The sequence below is a fragment of the Acidovorax bellezanensis genome, assembly GCF_025421555.1.
GTDB lineage: Bacteria > Pseudomonadota > Gammaproteobacteria > Burkholderiales > Burkholderiaceae_C > Comamonas > Comamonas bellezanensis.
Window position 1 is genome coordinate 355,140 of the sequence record NZ_JAODYH010000007.1, and the last position, 16,846, is coordinate 371,985.

Here is a 16,846-nt window from a genome sequence, read left to right on the forward strand (position 1 = left end):
CTGGTCAGGAATTGCACTCCGAACTGGCATTGACGACGGGATCCTGGTGCATGATTTCGCGCGGCAAGGTGGTGGAAAACTGGGGCACATCGATGGCGGCCCGCAGGCCGGAACCCACGATGGGCGCAATCCACTGGAACTTCAGCCCCCCTGCGGGAATGCTCACTGTCACCCCTTGGCAGCTGCTCGTGGTGCAGCCACTCGGGACCCAGGCAATGTCCACCGCGCTGATCTGTGGCAGGCGTGCCTGCATGTAGGCAAGCACGTTGGCTTGCCGCGTCTGGTCGTCGCACACCACGGCATAACGCGCGCCAGCCCGCGTGGCCTCGCTGGCAGCCCCCCAGGTGTAAAGCATGCGGCTGAAATCCACGATGCCCAGGAAGAACATCAGGAAGATGAGCAATCCCAAGGCAAACTCGATGATCATGGCGCCGCGCTGTGTGAGGTGTTTCATGTCTGTGTCCTCATCGTTGCGGAGATGGCGCCAAAGGTAATGCCGCCATTGGTCAGTGGCGTGCCGAACACTCCGTTCACCATCGATTGAAAGCGGTAGCCGGTCACCGTGACAGTGACGGTATTTATCAGCGGAGAGGCTCCAACAGCCTGCCAGCTGCAACTGACGGCGTTGGTCTTGAGCCCCGGCGCCAGCGGCGTGCTGCCGGCGACTGTGCTGCCGTAGACCACCAGGTTCTGCGCGTTGCCGCACAAGGTGTTGGGTGTCTGTGCCGACAGATAGCGGACCGCATCGCGTACCGACTTGGTCACCGTGTTGTACTCGTACAGCGCACGGCCGAACTCGATGACGATCAGGCTCAGCAAGAGCATCAAGGGGATGATCAGCGCCAACTCGATCAGCGCCGCTCCCATTTGTTCACGGTGTTTGCGCATGTGCTCACCTCACTAACGTGGGTACCAGCGGGCCGATCGTGCCGCCCGGCAGGCCGGTGGTGGTGCAAGGGCTGTCGGGTTCGCCTGCGTGGCCACGGAATTCGAGCTGGATGTCGTCCTTGACCGGCGTGGCTATGGGCTGCAGCATCAGCATGCAGGCGAAATCCACCACGGTGCCGCCGGCACTGACCACCGGCAGCAGTACCAGGCGGCGGTCAGCGCCATAAACTTGGAGTTGGCCAGCCCCTAGCGCGACTTCACTGCCTTGGGCAGGACAGTTGGGGCCGCAAGGTGCAAAGACCTGGCGTTGCGCCCTGAAGTCAGCGTATGCATCGCGCCCGGCAAGCCAGTTGGCGGTGGGCCTGCTGGGCGTGGACACGGCGTTGTAGCTATAGCCCGTGAAATCCGGGCGGCCCGCACTCGGGTCATTGGCTGGCGTTCCGGCATTGTTTTTGTAGATGCCAAAGCGATGATTCCAGTACTCGAAGACCGAGGCTTTCACGCCAGCGGTGCCAATGGGATCGCCCAGCTTGGTGCTGCAGTACTTGCCTTCCATTTCTGCCCATGTTTCGGTTGCACTGGTGCTTCCATCCAGGTTGGCCCAGCCAAAATCGCTGCCGCTGGCTCCTGATTTATCCAGAACAACGACCCAGTCGCCCTTGTTCAGGGTAGCGAACTTGGCTTGCTTCAGTTGCACGGGAATCGGGCAGGCGCTTTGTGCAACAGCCCGCGTGGCCACCGCGCGCGCGCCGACGGCGCCCGTACTGGGCCAGGTGACGCTGTCGCCCGTAAAAGCCCCCATGGCCTGCAACAGCCAAAGCTTGATGCCGTTCATGGTGAACTGGCATTCGGCATACCGGGCCTGACTGCCCGATGTGGTGGCGACGTAATTCAGATCGCGGAAGGTAATGTCGGTGGCGGTGAGTTGCCCCTGCCCGCTCCAGGTGGCGGATTGCAGATTGGCGCGGTTGCCGTTGCCGGCCACCATGCCCGCGCTCCGGGCGCGAACGATGGCGTCAGTCTGTCCGTTGAGCTCGCGCGCTGCCGCCAGGGCGCAACTGTCCATGGCGGTCTGCAACTCGGACTTGACGACGAACAGCCGGCCAAAATCCAGCGCGATACCCATGAACCCCAGCAGGAACAACAACGCCAAGGCCAGGGTAATGATGAAGGCCCCGAACTGCTGGCGTCTTGGATGGCGACGGCCGTTTCCTCCAGCGCGCTGCGCCAAGGTCGGGGCAAGAATTCGGGTGCTCATGGTGTTTTCTCGTAGTACAAGACACAACAAACACAGGTCTGCCGGAGGCGGCATGGCAGCAACGCTGCCATGCCGGGGCCGCAGGAAAACCTGCTACTGCACGCAGCTAGCGGGCGTCGAAAGGCAGGTACTCACCTTGGTCATCCAAGTGCTGAATCCACCGCCGCTATCCGTGAGCGCCTTGAGCGCCACGATCAATGCCAAGGACACGACGGCGATGATCAATGCATACTCGATGATCTGTGCGCCTTCCTCGTCCTGCATGAAGTGGCGCAGCTGGCTCTGCCATTGAGAAAGTCGGAGCATGGAGCTCTCCTTCCATATGCTTTGAGAGACTCGGGCGGCGTTATTGCGCGCAGCTCGCTGGAGTGCTCAGGCAGGTCGTGACCTTGGTGATGAAAGTGCTGAATCCACCGCCGGAAGCCGTGAGTGCCTTGAGTGCCACGATCAACGCCAGGGACACGACAGCGATGATCAGTGCGTATTCGATGATTTGCGCACCTTCCTCGTCCTCGAAAAAGGACTGCAGGGAATTACCAAATTGTTGAGCGATATTGGTCATGATGACACCTCAAAAGTGAATGAAAGGCCGGAAACATGTGCATGTGCTGCATGCCGGTTTGCCGAGCCGGCGGCTGATGGCGTGCAAGGCCGGTATGCGGTCTGGACTCCTTTCGCTTTCAAACTCAATCCACTGAATAGGCAAGCCTGTGGGCGGAAATTTCACGGGCTATGGCGCTCCGCTGCTGCTGTTGTTGTTCAGCGAGCCGCCGATATTGATGACATTGACCGCCTGTGGCGGGCTCTTGTAGCTTTGCTCATAGCGCTCCATGGTGTGGCGCGTGGCCCGGCCGTCCATGCCGGTGGCGCCATCCGCGCCCAAGCCCACGGCCGTGCCTGCATCGGGGTTGATGGTCATTTGCATGCGGGCATTTCGCACCGCTTCGCCAAAACGGGCGTCGTAGTGAGGGGTCATGCTGCCGCAGCCGGCCAGCAACGCGGTGGCGGCCAGGGGAAGCCAGAGGGTGCGAGTGATCATGGCGGACCTCCGTTTCATGAGGGTGGATTCTGTGGATCAACGCGGTCGACCGGAGTCTCGACGGGCGGCATGGGCTGCAGCGGTGTGGGCACTGCGGCTGGAACGGGTGCTGTCGTCGCTGGCATCACAGCAGGCTGCGGTGCCGGCGCTGCGGGCGCAGGTTTGGAGCTTTCGAGTGCGCCGTTGAAGTACACCTCGCCGCGCGAAGGCGCCACATGGTTGTCGGTGGGTACGCGCGGTGCTTCGGCCAGTGCCTGCACCAGGCGTGGAGTGATGACGAACATCAGCTCGGTCTGGTCGGTCTGGAACTCGGTGCTGCGCGCCAGCGCGCCGAGCACGGGTATTTCGCCCAGCCCCGGAAAGCGCTTGACGGCTTCGGTGATGTTGTTCTTGATGAGGCCGGCGATCACCAGGCTTTGTCCGTCATTGAGCTGCACCGTGGTGTCCGCGCGCCGCACGGTGAACGAAGGAATGATGGAAGTGACGCCGTTGATCGAAGTGAAGGGCGAGCCGGTCTGCGACAGGTCGGACACTTCGGACACCAGTTTGAGGTTGACGCGCGAGTTGCCCAGTACGGTGGGCGTGAACTTGACGCCGATACCGAACTCCTTTTCCTCCAGCGTCATTACCGGTATGCCGTTGGTATTGGTCTGCGCCACGGGAATGAAGATCTTGCCACCCGAAAGAAAGCTGGCCTGCTGGCCGCTGATGGCCATGATGTTGGGTTCGGCCAGAATGCGTACCAGGCCGTCGTCCTTCTGGCCGTCGATGCTGAGCATGCCCCTGCCTATGCGCATGGCGCTCAGCAGCCCGCCACCATTGCTCAGGAAGTTGGAGATGATGGAAGAGGTGTTCATGCCGCCGCTGCTGATGCGCTGGGCATTGATGCTGGCGCCGAGCTTGTCGAGCAGGGTCTTGCTGACTTCAGCGATCTTCACTTCCAGCATCACCTGATGGGGCGAAGTGCTGCGCATCAAGTTGACGATCTTCTTGTTGTCGTTGTAGGCGCTGGCCAGCATCATCACGTCATCCAGACGCAGCGGATTGCTGATTTCACCGCTGAGCACCAAGGCGTTGTCGGCGCCTTGTACACGGATGCCGCGCTCCTCGGGCATGAGTTCGCTGAGTTTGGCCTGCAGCGGGCCCGGGTCGATGGTGACGACCACATCCTTGATGAAGCAGGTACCCTGGGCGTTCTGCAGGATGACGTTCATCGCACCGGACTTGCGGCCGCGAAAGAACAGGTCCCGGGGGCTGAGCAACTGCACTTCGATATCGCCTATGCCGTCCTGTACCGGCACCTGCGCCTGGGCCTGGCCACCCGTCGGTAGGGGCGCACCCGCCTGTGCGGATCCTGGCGTCTGCCCACTGACCAGAATACGCGCCATGGGAGCGCTCAACGGGATGACGACGGACTTGCCCAGCGTGACGGTGGCGGGGTCTTCCATGCGTATGGCCGTGCAATGCCTGGCGGGCATTGCGCTGCGCGTTGCAGCGGGAGTCGCCACGGCCGTGGTGCTTGCCTTGGTAGGAGCAGCCGCAGGCGGGGCGTCGGCGGCCAGGGCCGGGACGGCGCTGGCTAGCAGCAAATAAGCTGCCTTGTACAGGTGATGGTTATGCACGGCCGGCCTCTCTGAGTTGTTGGTTGTTCGAGAATCAGAAGCAGCTGAAGCTGCGGGATCCGCCCTGGATGACCTCGACGCAAGTGGCTGCCGAGGGCTGAGAAGCGGGCCGGGCGCGCTGCACTGCCGGCTTGGCAGCTGCTGCGACCTTGACCGGTGCGCTTGCAGGGGCTGGTTCGGCGGTGCCAAACAGCTGGTTCTTGGTGATGCCGGCCGTAGTCACCGCGTCCTTGTCGATCTGGTTGCGCAGCACCAGCGACAGACTGCCTACGCTGCGTGCCAGGTCCAGCTTCTCGGCATCTCCGGGGCTGAGTTCCAGCGTGACGGCGCTGACGACCTTGGGCTTGGTCTCGTCACGGCCCGCTTCCTGCGCCACGGCCAGGACCAGCACGTTTTCCAGCACGGTCATGCTGATCTGGCGCTTCTCCTGCGGCTTGCCGCCCTGCTCCTGCTCGGCATTGACCAGTACGTCCACGTAGTTGCCGGGAAGGGCAAAGCCCGCGACGCCGACGACATCGTTGACGCGCACCGACATGGCCCGCTTGCCCGGAGCGATGATGGCGGCCAGCCCGCCCTTGGTCCCCTCGGGGGCCAGCTTGCCCTCGAGCACGGCTTCGCCGCGCAGGACGCTGACCTTGACGACGCGATCCTGCAGCCGCTGTATATCCTTGAAGGCACCTTCAGGAACCGAGCCGCGCGGCCAGTCCGAGGTACTCAGCATGGTGGGAATGATTTTGCTGCCCAGCGGAATGTCGGTAGCCGCGACGACCACCTTGTCGGTGTCCATGCTGCCCCGCCCTGCGACCCAACTCGCCGCGTAAACCGCTGCTGCCAGGCTGACGAGCGCAGCCAGGACGAACAGACCCAGAGCTTTGATGTTTTTCATGGGAACTCCCTGAGAAGTCGTTGTACGTGTTACACCCAAGTGAACTGCCGGGCCACCAGGAACGCCGCGGTCCCCAGGGCGATGCTGACGCCGTAAGGCAAACTGCCTATCGACTGCGCCGTGCTAGCACGGGCGTCGGGGCGCATGCCCGCGGCGACCGTCATGAAGAAAAGTTGCACCGTCTGCTCCGTGTTGCGCAGCAGCTTGCCCATCACGCGGTGCCACAGCGCATAGACCACGGCCAGCAGGCCGCCCACGATGAAGACGAAGATCACGGCCTCCCAGGCGCCTTGAGGACCGATGAAGCTGCCGGCCATGGCCATCAGCTTGACGTCGCCGGCCCCCATGGCGCGCAGCAGGTACAGCGGCAGCATGAGTGCCAGCCCTATGCCCAGCCCGCCCAGCGCCCACAGCAGACCGCCGCTGTGCGCGGGGGCCACCAGGCTGTAAAGCAAGGCCGCGGTGGTGCCACCAAAAGTCAGCCAATTGGGGATGCGGCGGGTGCGCAGATCGCAGATGGCAGCTGCCAGCAAAAGCGAAAGCAGGGTCAGCGAGCGCGGTTCGGCAAAAAGCGTTCCCACCAGCTCGGCTGCGGCTCGGAGTTCTGAAAGTTCCACGGCCAACCTCCAATCGTTCTGCCCAACGGGCCGCGTGTGCAGCGTCGACGATGCCATGCGGCTGGCTTGCCGCCTTGCAACCATCGGTGCTGTATTCACACGCTTTGATTTGCAGTTTCAACATGCAACAAAATAGATAATTTCTATCAATAATTGCAAGTTGTTTTATTTAGAAAAAATCCTATTCCGCTGTTTTTGTTTGTCAAGCAGATTTCGCGCAAGTATCCCCAGGCGGGAAAAAAATCCGCCTGCTTCGCTTGCGATTCGCGTTGCCACAAGCGCCCCCAAAAATCCATACCAGATCTCACAATGGTGCTCATAAATCAGGTAGGCGATAGCGCTTCCACGGGTGCTTTCCGGGCGAAACATCGAAAACGTAAATCAGTCCGTTGACGGGGGATTTTCTCGATTGACCATCTATGAGCAATGGATATTTCCGGCCCTGTTTTGCAGCGAACAGGACGGCAAAAATAGCCTCGGCGCCTCACGCCACAGGCTTGGTAGCAATGGCCTATCGGGTAGCGCGAGTGCGCATCGCAGGCGGATTGGCTACCAGTGGTTACCGGAATTTTCCAAGGAGCTGGCCTGGGCCCACTCACAGACCTTGGCCGCCACCCGCCTGCCAGCCGCCGCCCAGCGCCTGGTACAAGGCAATCACGTTGTCCAGCTGCGACTGGCGCAGGCGGATGACTTCCTGCTGTACCGCAAAAAGATTGCGCTGCGCGTCCAGCTCTTCGAGGTAGGAGGCATAGCCCGCCTGGTAGCGGTCGTGGGCAAAGCCCAGGGAACGTTGCAGCACCTGCTGGCGCTCCCGCGCCTGTGCCATCTGGGTCTGCAGCAGCTGGCTTCCCGCCAAGGCGTTTTCCACCTCGGCCAGGGCCTGAATGACCACGCCGCGGTAGGCATAGGCGGCCTGGTCGCGTTGCGCCACCGACACGCCAAACTGGGCTTTTAGACGCCCGGCATCGAACAACGGCGCGAGCACGCTGCCGCCCAGGCTCCAGACCGTGGCCGGGTTGTAATCCAATGCATTGATCAACAGACTGCCCGCGCTGGCGCTCAGCCGTACTTGCGGCAGGAAAGCCGCGCGCTGGGCGGCCAGGCTTTGATCGGCCGCGGCCAGCTGCCACTGCGCGCGCGCAATGTCGGGGCGGCGCTCCAGCAGTTGCGACGGCAAGGCCACGGGCAGCCGCGGCAGTTGCAGCGCCTCCAGGTCCGGCGCGCCCTCCCCGGGCCAATGCAGCGCGGCCGTGCCCGGTGCGGCGCCATCGGGCGCTTCCCAGCCCACCAGAATGCGCAAGGCATTGCGCTGGCGTGCCAGAGAATGCCGCAGCAGTTCGATGCTTTGCAGCACGCTGTGGTACTCGGACTGGGCCTGGGTGAGCTGCAGCTGCGAGATGTAGCCGACGCGCGCCTGGTCCGCCGCGAGCTGCAAGGCATGCTCACGCGAGACCAGCGTGGCCTGGGCGCTGCGCAACTGGGCCTGCAGCGACAGCAATCCCACATAGGCCTGGGCCGTGGTGGAGGCAACGCTCAGCGCAATGGCGTCCCGGTCGGCCTGGCTGGCCTGGTAACGCAGATCCGCGGCGCGGCCCAGCGCATCGAGGCGCCCCCAGAGATCGATTTCCCAGCTGGCCTGCACGCCGGGCTGCAGCGAGCGCAGATGGGTCATGCCCGTACTGCCCAGGCTGCGGCCGGAGGACATAGGCAGCACGGCGTCCAGCACGGGCCGGCCGGCCGCGCCCGCCAGCTGGATCTGAGCGCGCGCCTCGTCGATGCGGGCGCGGGCCGCGAGTACGTCGTTGTTGTGCGCCAGGGCCTGCTCCACCCAAGCCGACAGCTGTGGATCGCCCAGCGCCTGCCACCAGCGGGCGTCGATTGCCGCCGTCTCTGCGGTGCCCGTGGGTGCCTGCCACTGCATGGGCTGGGGCGGCTGGGCCGCGGCCGGCACGGCCGGGGTCAACGGTGCGCAGGCCGTCAGCGTCCAGGCCAGCACGGCCACCAGCGCGGGCGTGCGCAGCGCCGTCATGGTTGCACTCCCTTGTCGGCGGCGGATGCGGCCTGGGTGTCCAGGTGCACGACCACCGACATGCCGGCGCGCAGACGCTTGGCCAGATCCTGGTCGGGATCGATGGCGATCTTGATCGGCAGGCGCTGCACCACCTTGGTGAAGTTGCCCGTGGCATTGTCGGCCTTGAGCACGCTGAATTCCGAGCCCGTGGCGGGCGCGATTTCCTGCACCTTGCCGCGCAGCTCGGCTCCCGCCAAGGCATCAACGGTGAAGCGCACGGGCTGGCCCAGCTGCATTTTCGCGGTCTGGGTTTCCTTGAAGTTGGCGATCACCCACAGGCCCGGCGGCACCACGTACAGCAGTTGCGAACCCGCGGCCACGTACTGCCCCTTGCGTACCGACACTTCGCTGACCTGGCCGTCGCTGGGCGCGTGCACGGTGGTGTTGTCCAGGTTGATCTGCGCCTGGCGCACCAGCGCATCGGCGATCGCGACCTGGGCTTGCAGCGCTCCACGGTTCACATTGGTGGCCTTGATGGTTTCGCTGTCGATGGCGATCTGCGCCTGGGCCTTGGCCACATTGCTCGCCGCCAGGCGCGCCGTGGCGCGGACCTTGTCGCGCTCGTTGAGCGACACCGAGCCGCGCTGGGCCAGCTCCTCCACGCGCTGGAGTTCGGCACGGGCGCGCTCGGCCTCGGCCTGCGTCGCGCTCAGGCTGGCGTGGCTGGCCGACAGACTGGCGCGGTTTTGCGCTTCGGTCTGAACGGCATTGGCCAGCAAGGCCTGGGCATTGGCGCGCTGCGCCTGGGCCTGGGCCAGCGTGGCCTCGTAGCTGCGTGCGTCGATCTTGACCAGCGGCTGGCCGGTCTTGACGGTCTCGTAGTCCTTGACCAGCACGTCGGTCACATAACCGCTGACCTGGGGCGCGAGTATGGTCACTGCGCCGCGCACATAGGCGTTGTCGGTGGACATCACCGCGCTGCTGAACGGCCACAGGCTCCAGGCCCGCAGCACCAGCACGATGCCGACCAGTGCCACGACCAGCGCCACCATGACGCCGGCGAATGAAGGCCGGATGGTCTTGGGGCTGGGCGACGGACCTGCGGCAGATGCTGCAGGTGCCGCAGCCGGCGTGGCTGGGGAAGAGGAAGTGGGCTGATCACTCATGGAAAGCCTTGGTAGAAAAATGCAAAAACAAACATGGCGGGGTTCATGCCGGGCGCTCAGGGGCCGGTGCCGGTGCCCGCGCCGGCATCCGTCGCGCCAGCGGCGGCGCGCTGGTCACTGCTTTTCAGACTTTGCTGATTCAGCAGCGCCGCGGTCCGGCGCGCATGGCCGGCCAGCGCCAGCGACCACAGTAGGTACAGCACGGCGATCAGCGCCGTCAGCGCAAACACATCGTTGTAGGCGCGCACATTGGCTTCACGCCGCACGACTTGCGCCAACTGCGCCATGCCCTGGGCCGCGCGCAGGCTGGGGTCGGTGATCTGCCGCGCATAGAGTTGCTGCTGCAGCTTGAGGCGTTCGGCCACGACGGGCCGGGTCGGGTCCAGCCCGGCCACGATGCCGACCGAATACACCTGTTCGCGGTAGGTCTGGTAGGTACTGAGCGTGGCCGCCCCCACCAGCGCGCCCATGGCCTGGGTCATGGAAATGGTCAGGATGCAGGTCACCATGTAGTTGGGCCCGAACTTCAGCCCCTGCACCACGCCGGTCAGCATCAGCGGCCCCATGAACATCCCTGCCCCCACGGCCAGCAGGAACTGGCTGACGAAAAAGTCCTGCGGGCGCGCCAGGCTGGTGCGGTTGTAGTCGAGCAGCGCCGCGACGGCAAACAGCACGATGGCGGCCAGCAGCTGCTTGCCCAGATGCGGCAGGCCGAACGTGGCCGCCGACAGGATGATGCCCACCACGGTGCCGATCAGGATCACCACGAACAAGGGCTGCATCTGGTCGATGGTCATGCCCAGCGTGCGCTGCAGTCCGACCACGCCATAGCTTTGCTCCACGGTCAGGAATCTGAGCAGCAAGGCGCCAATGACAAAGCGCAGCGTCTCGCCCTGGGTGAACCAGCGGGTCTGGAACAGCGGGTTGACGCGGTGGTGCTCGATATACAAGGCCGTTGTCAGCAGCGTGATGGCGCCTATCAGCATCCAGGCCAGGCGCGGCGCGTCCAGCCACCAGAGGTTGTAGCCCTGCACCAGCACGGCAATCAACAACCCCACGCCGGGCACCATCAGAAAGAAGGTGACGAAATCCAGCTTCTCGAAGACCTTGACATAGACGCCTGGCGGCAGCTTGACCAGCACCACGCCGGCAAACGCCAGCAAGGCCAGGCCGGCCTCGAACAGGTAGAGGTTGTGCCAATCCGCATTGAACAGCAGGCTGGGCGAAATCACCCAGGCCAGGGGCGTGCAGATCTGCCCCACCCCGACGCCTATCACCAGCATCTTCAAGGTGTGCTGGCGCGGCATGGATTGCAGCATGTACAGCGTGCCCAGGGTGGCGCAGGTGGCGCCGGCCAGACCGCTGGCCGCACGCAGCAGGATCAGACTCTCATAGCTGCCCAGCACCAGGTGCAGCAGCGTCAAGAGCGCATAAAGGCCCAGCCCGATTTCGGTGAACAGGCGCATGCCGAACTGCTGGCGGAACTTGTACAGCAGCAGGTTGGCCGTCATGTTCATCATCACATAGGCCCCGGTGAGCCAGGCCGCCTCGGTGGCGGTCAGGCCCATCTGGCCCTGGATGGTCGACAGGTTGGCGCTGAGCAGCGCATTGCCCAGCCCGCCGCTCAGGGCCACCAGCATGGCCACCAGCGCATAGGCCACGCGCAGCGCGGGCGTGTGCACCGGCATGGCCGGCGAGCCCGGCAAAGCGGGCTTTTCGTGCTCTTCCCAGTCGGGCGGGCGGCGCAGATAAACAGTGGACATGGGGTGGAGACTCAATGTGCGGGGGCGGCGCGCCACAGGGGCAGCGCGGCCACGGCGTCAGGCCCGCAGACCTTCCAGGATGAAGTGCAGCGCGCGGCGCGCCAAGGCCTGGCGCTGGCTGGGAGTTTCGCCACGCAGCGAGGCGCCCAACATGCCGAACACCAGCAGCAGATCGCTGCGCGACAAGGCCGCACTGCACAGCCCGGCCTCCACGGCGCGCTGCATGGGTGCTTGAAAAACCTGCCACAGACGGTTGCGCGCCAAAGCCATGATTTCATCCCCCCGCTCCACGGTCCGCCAATAATCGACGAAAGGTGGGGAAACCGCAATGCGCTCGGCCACGCGCTGCAGCAGCTTGAAAAACGCCTCGTCGTCGTCCTCCAGCTGATCCGCAACCTCCTGCGTCTGTTGCAGCGAGCGCTCGAGCAGCGCCAGCATGATGGCGCTGCGATCGGGGAATTGCCGGTACAGCGTGGCGCGCCCGACGCCGGCCTGCGCCACCACCAGTTCCAGCGGCGCGGTCACGCCATGGGCAGCAAAAACCGCATCGGCCGCGTCCAGCAACTGGGCACGGCGGGTGGCGGCATCGGGACGTTTGGTGGACATGCCAACGATTATCGGACAATTTTGTCCGTTTTCTCAGCCAAAAAATGCCGCCCTGAAAACGGCATGGGTATCCACGGCAACCACCTACAGAGGCTCAGTGATCTATGGGCGCACGACATTCACCACCTATGAAACTGGCGCGCCCCAGCAAGGGGACACCGAGCAAGGGCCGCCCCGCAGCGACGGTGTCGTCCCCCTCAGGGGGAAGCCGCGTTAGCGGCTCAGGGGGGGGCCTATCAGCCTGCGCCGGCTTTCAAAAGTGCGGCGTTCGCCCGTGCGTGGATCGTCAAAGGCCAGCGAGCGCGCCAGCAGTTGCAGCGGGTTCGAGAAATCGCCCTCGGGCGCGTCGTTGACCTCGGGGTACAAGGTGTCGCCGACCAGTGGCAGGCCCAACGCCGCCATGTGCACGCGCAACTGGTGGCGCTTGCCGCTCACGGGCGACAGGCGGTAGCGCGCCCAGTCGCCGGCGCGCTCCAGCACTTCCATGCGCGTGAAGCTGTTGGGCTCGCCCGCCACTTCGTGCATGCGAAAGAAGTGCCCGCTTTCCTCCATGCGGCTCGCATGCTCGCGCGGAAATTCCAGTGATGCATTCCAGGGAGCGACGGCCTCGTAGGTCTTGGTAATCACGCGGTCGCGGAACATGCCCTGGTAGAGGCCGCGCGTGGCGCGCTGCACCGAAAACAGCACCAGGCCCGCGGTCTCGCGGTCGATGCGGTGGATGGGCGACAGCTCGGGCAGATCGAACTCCCGCTTGAGCCTGACCAGCAGGCTGTTTTGCAGGTAACTCCCGGCCGGCACCACGGGCAGAAAATGGGGCTTGTCGGCGACCAGCAGGTGCTCGTCACGGAACAGCACCTGGGCCTGGAACGGTATCGGCGTCTCGTTGTCCAGCGTGCGGTAGTAGTACAGGCGCAGGCCCGGCACCAGCGGCCGCTCCGGGGTTGCGACCTGGCCGTGCTCGTCGACGACTTCGCGCGCCAGCATGCGCGCCTGCCAGGCGGCACGCGAAACAGCGGGCAGGCGCTGGGCCAGAAAATCCAGCATGCTGCCTTCGCCCTGGTGGGGCAAGACAATGCAGCTGGGAGCGACCCCATTGCGCAGGGGCAGAACTTTGGGATCGTGCGGGTTGTGCATGGCGGCGCCATTTTAGGGCAGCCGGGCTGGGCCACTGGCCCGCCACAGGCCTGTGCCTGTAAGCCAATGGCCCGAGCCTGGCCCCAAACCTTGGGTTAGGCCGCCGGGAGGGCTAGGATGCAGACAGCAGCCGTCTTTGGCCGCCAACGCCTGGTTTCTGCCGGCCCGGCCCACCCACCTGTAATGACCCCACCCCTCTCCTCTTCCACTGCCACTGCCTCCAGCGCAACCCCTCAAGCCTCGCCTTCCGGCCGGGTCCGGCTGCTGCGCTGGCTTGGCGGCCTTGCCGTGCTGCTGCTGGCATTGCTGGTCGCTGCCGTGCTGCTGATCGTCTATGCCGACCTGAACCGCGCCAAACCCTGGGTCGAACAACAAGTGAGCGAAGCCACGGGCCGCAGTTTTTCCATTGCCGGGCCGCTGACCGCGCAATGGCAATGGCCGCAGCCGCTGGACACCGGCTGGCGGCATTGGGTGCCCGGCGTGACGCTCACCGCCGAACAGCTGGCACTGGGCAATCCCGTGGACTTCAGCACGCCCGAAGCCCCGCAGCGCCCGGCCACCGGACTGCCCGCCTTGCCCGCGCGCAAGGCGCTGGAGACAGCGCGCGCCCAAGACCATGCCAAGGCGGCCCCGACCGAGCCATCCGCCCGCGATCCGCAGACCATGGGCAGCATTGCGCGCGCCAGTGCCTCGCTGCGCCTGTGGCCGCTGCTCGCGCGCCAGCTGCAAATCGATACCCTGGTACTCGAAGAGCCGGACATCGTTTTCGCCCGACGCAAGGACGGCAGCAGCAACTGGCATTTCGAGCGCCCGCAGCCCCAAGGCCTGCCCTGGCAGTTCGAGGTAGGCCAGCTGCAAATCCTGCACGGCTGGCTGGGCTACGTCGATGGCGTGACCGACCTTTCCGTGCGTGCACGCCTGGCGACGCTGACCGACGCTCCCGCGGACAGCCCCTACGGCCTGGGCTTTGCGCTCACGGGCCGCTATGGCAAGGCCCAGGTCACGGGCCATGGCAAGGCCGGGCCGGTGCTGAGCCTGCGTGCCGAGAAAGTCGACTATCCGCTGCAATTCTCGGCCGGCGCAGGCAGCATCAAAGCCACGGTCGAAGGCATCCTGGCCAACCCCGCGTCCTTGTCGGGCCTGGACTTCGACGTCACGCTCCAGGGCGCGAGCATGGCCGACCTCTACCCGCTCACGGGCCTGGTGCTGCCCAACACGCCGGCGTTTCAAACGCGCGGCCATCTGGTCGGCAGCCTCGCACCGAAAAAAGCCGTCTGGAAGTACGAGGACTTCCGCGGCAAGGTGGGCCGCAGCGACCTGCAAGGCAACCTCACCTATACCTCGGCCCAACCCCGGCCGCGGCTGGTGGGCAATATGCGCTCGCAGCAATTGCGGCTGGCCGATCTTGCGCCCGTGCTCGGCACCTCCGAGGCCCAAGCGGAAAAAGCCCAGGCCACGGGCGGCAGGATTCTGCCCGACGCGCCGTTCGACATAGTCCGCTGGAACGCCATGGACCTCGACCTGCAATTCGAAGGCCAGCACATCGTGCGCTCGGAAAGCCTGCCCATCGACGCCGTGAGCGCGCATGCCGTGCTGGAAAACGGCGTACTGCGCCTGGACCCGCTGCGCTTTGACGTGGCCAAGGGAAGATTCAACACCGCTGTGGTGCTCGACAGCCTCAAGACGCCGCTGCAGGCCCAGATCAAGGGCACGGTGGCCGGCCTCAAGCTCTCTGAGCTATTCCCCAAGGTAGCGCTGATGGACAAAAGCCTGGGCCAGATGGATGGCGCCGTGGCGTTGAGCGGCCAGGGCAACTCCATCGCCAAGCTGCTGGGCACGAGTTCGGGAGAATTCAGGCTCTATGTGCGCAACGGTACCTTGAGCCGGGAACTGCTCAATCTCGCCGCGCTCAACGTCGGCTCCGTCATCGTCGCCAAGCTGTTCGGCGACGACACGGAAGTGCAATTGCGCTGCGCCGTGGCCGATTTTTCGGTGCGCCAGGGCCTGGCGCAAACCCGGGTCGTGAAGCTCGCCACCCCCGAAGCCAATGTCGAGGCCACGGGCAGCATCGACCTGTCGCGCGAACTGCTGGATCTGCGCATCAAGCCCGAATCACTGAAATGGAAGTTTTTCTCGCTGCGCACACCGCTGTATGTGCGCGGCAGTTTCTCCCAGCCCAAGGTGGGCCTGGAAACCGGGCCCTTGCTGCTGCGCGCGGGCGCCGCCGTGGCGGCGGCAGCGGCCGCGCCTTTGGCCCTGGCGCTGGTGCCGATCACCGTGCCGGCCGCCGAAGACGACGTCCACTGCAGCCAGCTGCTGGCCCAGGGTCAGGCCGCCGTTCGCGCCGGCCCGCAAGGTGCCAAGCGGAAGTAGGCGGGCACGACTTCAGTCAGCCGCGTCGGCCTGCCCTGCGCGGGCGCAGGCTTCGCACCAATCGGCCAGCGCATTTTCCACCGGCCCGGTGCGCTCCTGCAGTTGCGGCCAGCGGCGCAGGCAGTCCTGCATGATGGTGTCCAGCTGCCACAAGGCTTCGCGGTGCAGCAGCACCAGTTCGGCCATGCCGTTCACATCGCCGCGCAAATAGCCCAGCAGGTCGGCCAGTTGCTGTGGATGCGACCCCGCCTGAGCCAGCTCCTTTTGCAGGGCTTTGAGCCGCGCATCCAGCCATTCGACGGCGCGGTCCAAAGGCTGGACCGGTCCTGGCTCCGGCGCCGGCAAGCCCGCCCGCAATCCATCCCACAGCGCAAAACTTTCGCCCAGGCGCGCGCCCGTGGAATGCGCCTCGGCGACCAGGGGCTCCATCTCCAGGCCGGATCCAGCCTCGCTGGCCAGCAAGGGCAGGATTTTCTGCACCAGCTCCGTCGGGTAGCGGCGGTGATTCATGCGCAGCATCAGCGACAGGCGCGGGCCGGGCATGTCGGCATATTTTTCATGAAAGGCCGAGACCACTTCGGCCAGTATCAGGATCTGGCCCATGGGTGAAATCTTCTCGCCCGAGAGGCCGCGCGGATAGCCGCTGCCGTCCATGCACTCGTGGTGCTCCAGCACCGCGAGCACCACCGCACGCGGGTACACCTTGTGTTCGCGCAGCACGTAGGCCGCCGTCACCGAATGCGCGACCAGCTGTTTGCGCTCGTCCGTGGTGAGCTTGTGGCGCGAATCGGTCCAGGCCGGCGGCATGTACAGCATGCCGATGTCGTGCAGCAGCCCGGCCACGGCCAGGGGAACACATTCGCGCTCGGTCCAGCCGGACTCCTGGGCCAGGTACAGCGCCACCAGCATCATCTGCAGGCTGTGGCTGTAGAGTTCGGCGCGCTGCTCGCGCATCAGCGTGAGCTTGAAGGCGATGGGCATGGGCAGAGGCACAAAGCGCAGCGGCGCCAGCAGCCGGTCCACGCCTCCCAGCGCCTGGGCCAGGCGCCGGATCAGCGGAATGGTCTCGCATTGCACCAGGGCCTCGGCCTCGATGGATTGCACGCAGACCATGTTGTCCACCATCAAATGGTGATCAATGGCCTCACGCAGCGGAGCCTGCACCAGGCGGTCATACAGGCGGCTGTCGATGCGCGCCCCGCTTTCGACCAGCTTGATGCCTTTGTCGGTGTAGATGGGGCTGTGGGTAATGACATTGTCCTGTTCGGCCAGCTGCGTAATCGCGCGCAGGAAATGCACGCTGTCGCGCAGATCGTCCTGGCCTGGGAGAGCACTTATTGACATTCGTTCTACTGTGTTGGGATAGCCCTCAAATGTACGGCCTCGCCAGGATCTTGCGCAAAGCCCGCCCCAGCGGTCTTACGAATCAGCATTTACTTATAAAGAATCTCTATTTAATGAAAAAAAGTTTTAAACCTAAGAT

At 64.8% G+C, this 16,846-nt stretch carries 16 protein-coding genes; 1 reads left to right on the top strand and 15 read right to left on the bottom strand.

Going from position 1 to position 16,846, the window contains the following annotated elements:
- Positions 1–4 precede the first annotated feature (4 nt).
- From N0K08_RS15630 to N0K08_RS15695, 14 genes are all read right to left on the bottom strand, one after another.
- Complete coding sequence (locus tag N0K08_RS15630) at positions 5–454, bottom strand: TadE/TadG family type IV pilus assembly protein (protein ID WP_261501316.1); 450 nt, start codon at positions 452–454, stop codon at positions 5–7.
- The gene (locus tag N0K08_RS15635; protein WP_261501317.1) at positions 451–888 is read right to left on the bottom strand and encodes a TadE/TadG family type IV pilus assembly protein; all 438 of its coding nucleotides are present in this window, start codon (positions 886–888) and stop codon (positions 451–453) included. The genes N0K08_RS15630 and N0K08_RS15635 overlap by 4 nt, the downstream gene beginning before the upstream one ends.
- A 4-nt stretch (positions 889–892) precedes the next feature.
- Complete coding sequence (locus tag N0K08_RS15640) at positions 893–2,119, bottom strand: pilus assembly protein TadG-related protein (RefSeq protein ID WP_261501318.1); 1,227 nt, start codon at positions 2,117–2,119, stop codon at positions 893–895.
- 120 nt (positions 2,120–2,239) lie between these two features.
- Positions 2,240–2,452 (bottom strand): Flp family type IVb pilin, encoded by a 213-nt coding sequence (locus tag N0K08_RS15645; RefSeq protein WP_261501319.1) that lies wholly within the window; start codon positions 2,450–2,452, stop codon positions 2,240–2,242.
- Positions 2,453–2,492: 40 nt separating this feature from the next.
- Positions 2,493–2,708, bottom strand: a complete 216-nt coding sequence (locus N0K08_RS15650; RefSeq protein WP_261501320.1) for a Flp family type IVb pilin — start codon at positions 2,706–2,708, stop codon at positions 2,493–2,495.
- A 168-nt stretch (positions 2,709–2,876) separates the two neighbouring features.
- Positions 2,877–3,185, bottom strand: coding sequence for a hypothetical protein (locus N0K08_RS15655; RefSeq protein ID WP_261501321.1), 309 nt, complete (start codon positions 3,183–3,185; stop codon positions 2,877–2,879).
- 14 nt (positions 3,186–3,199) lie between these two features.
- Entirely contained in the window at positions 3,200–4,774 is a 1,575-nt protein-coding gene (locus N0K08_RS15660) for a type II and III secretion system protein family protein (RefSeq protein ID WP_261501542.1), read from the bottom strand.
- Between the two features lie 67 nt (positions 4,775–4,841).
- Positions 4,842–5,693: a Flp pilus assembly protein CpaB gene (gene cpaB / locus N0K08_RS15665; RefSeq protein ID WP_261501322.1), complete on the bottom strand. Its 852-nt coding sequence runs from the start codon at positions 5,691–5,693 to the stop codon at positions 4,842–4,844.
- A gap of 29 nt (positions 5,694–5,722) precedes the next feature.
- Complete coding sequence (locus N0K08_RS15670) at positions 5,723–6,310, bottom strand: A24 family peptidase (protein ID WP_261501323.1); 588 nt, start codon at positions 6,308–6,310, stop codon at positions 5,723–5,725.
- 595 nt (positions 6,311–6,905) lie between these two features.
- Positions 6,906–8,339 carry an efflux transporter outer membrane subunit gene (locus tag N0K08_RS15675; RefSeq protein ID WP_261501324.1) on the bottom strand — a complete coding sequence of 478 codons (1,434 nt, stop codon included), beginning with the start codon at positions 8,337–8,339 and terminating at the stop codon, positions 6,906–6,908.
- Positions 8,336–9,487: an HlyD family secretion protein gene (locus N0K08_RS15680; protein WP_261501325.1), complete on the bottom strand. Its 1,152-nt coding sequence runs from the start codon at positions 9,485–9,487 to the stop codon at positions 8,336–8,338. The genes N0K08_RS15675 and N0K08_RS15680 overlap by 4 nt, the downstream gene beginning before the upstream one ends.
- Positions 9,488–9,543: 56 nt before the next feature.
- Positions 9,544–11,250: an MFS transporter gene (locus N0K08_RS15685; protein WP_261501326.1), complete on the bottom strand. Its 1,707-nt coding sequence runs from the start codon at positions 11,248–11,250 to the stop codon at positions 9,544–9,546.
- Positions 11,251–11,307: 57 nt separating this feature from the next.
- Positions 11,308–11,856 carry a TetR/AcrR family transcriptional regulator gene (locus tag N0K08_RS15690; RefSeq protein ID WP_261501327.1) on the bottom strand — a complete coding sequence of 183 codons (549 nt, stop codon included), beginning with the start codon at positions 11,854–11,856 and terminating at the stop codon, positions 11,308–11,310.
- Positions 11,857–12,069: 213 nt separating this feature from the next.
- On the bottom strand, positions 12,070–12,990 hold the full coding sequence (locus N0K08_RS15695; protein ID WP_261501328.1) for a pseudouridine synthase: 921 nt from the start codon (positions 12,988–12,990) through the stop codon (positions 12,070–12,072).
- Between the two features lie 183 nt (positions 12,991–13,173).
- Between N0K08_RS15695 and N0K08_RS15700 the strand changes: the two genes are divergently transcribed.
- Positions 13,174–15,363 (top strand): AsmA family protein, encoded by a 2,190-nt coding sequence (locus tag N0K08_RS15700; RefSeq protein ID WP_261501329.1) that lies wholly within the window; start codon positions 13,174–13,176, stop codon positions 15,361–15,363.
- A 12-nt stretch (positions 15,364–15,375) separates the two neighbouring features.
- Here the strand turns inward: N0K08_RS15700 and N0K08_RS15705 are convergent, their stop codons facing one another.
- Positions 15,376–16,707, bottom strand: coding sequence for an HD-GYP domain-containing protein (locus N0K08_RS15705; protein ID WP_261501330.1), 1,332 nt, complete (start codon positions 16,705–16,707; stop codon positions 15,376–15,378).
- Positions 16,708–16,846 lie beyond the last annotated feature (139 nt).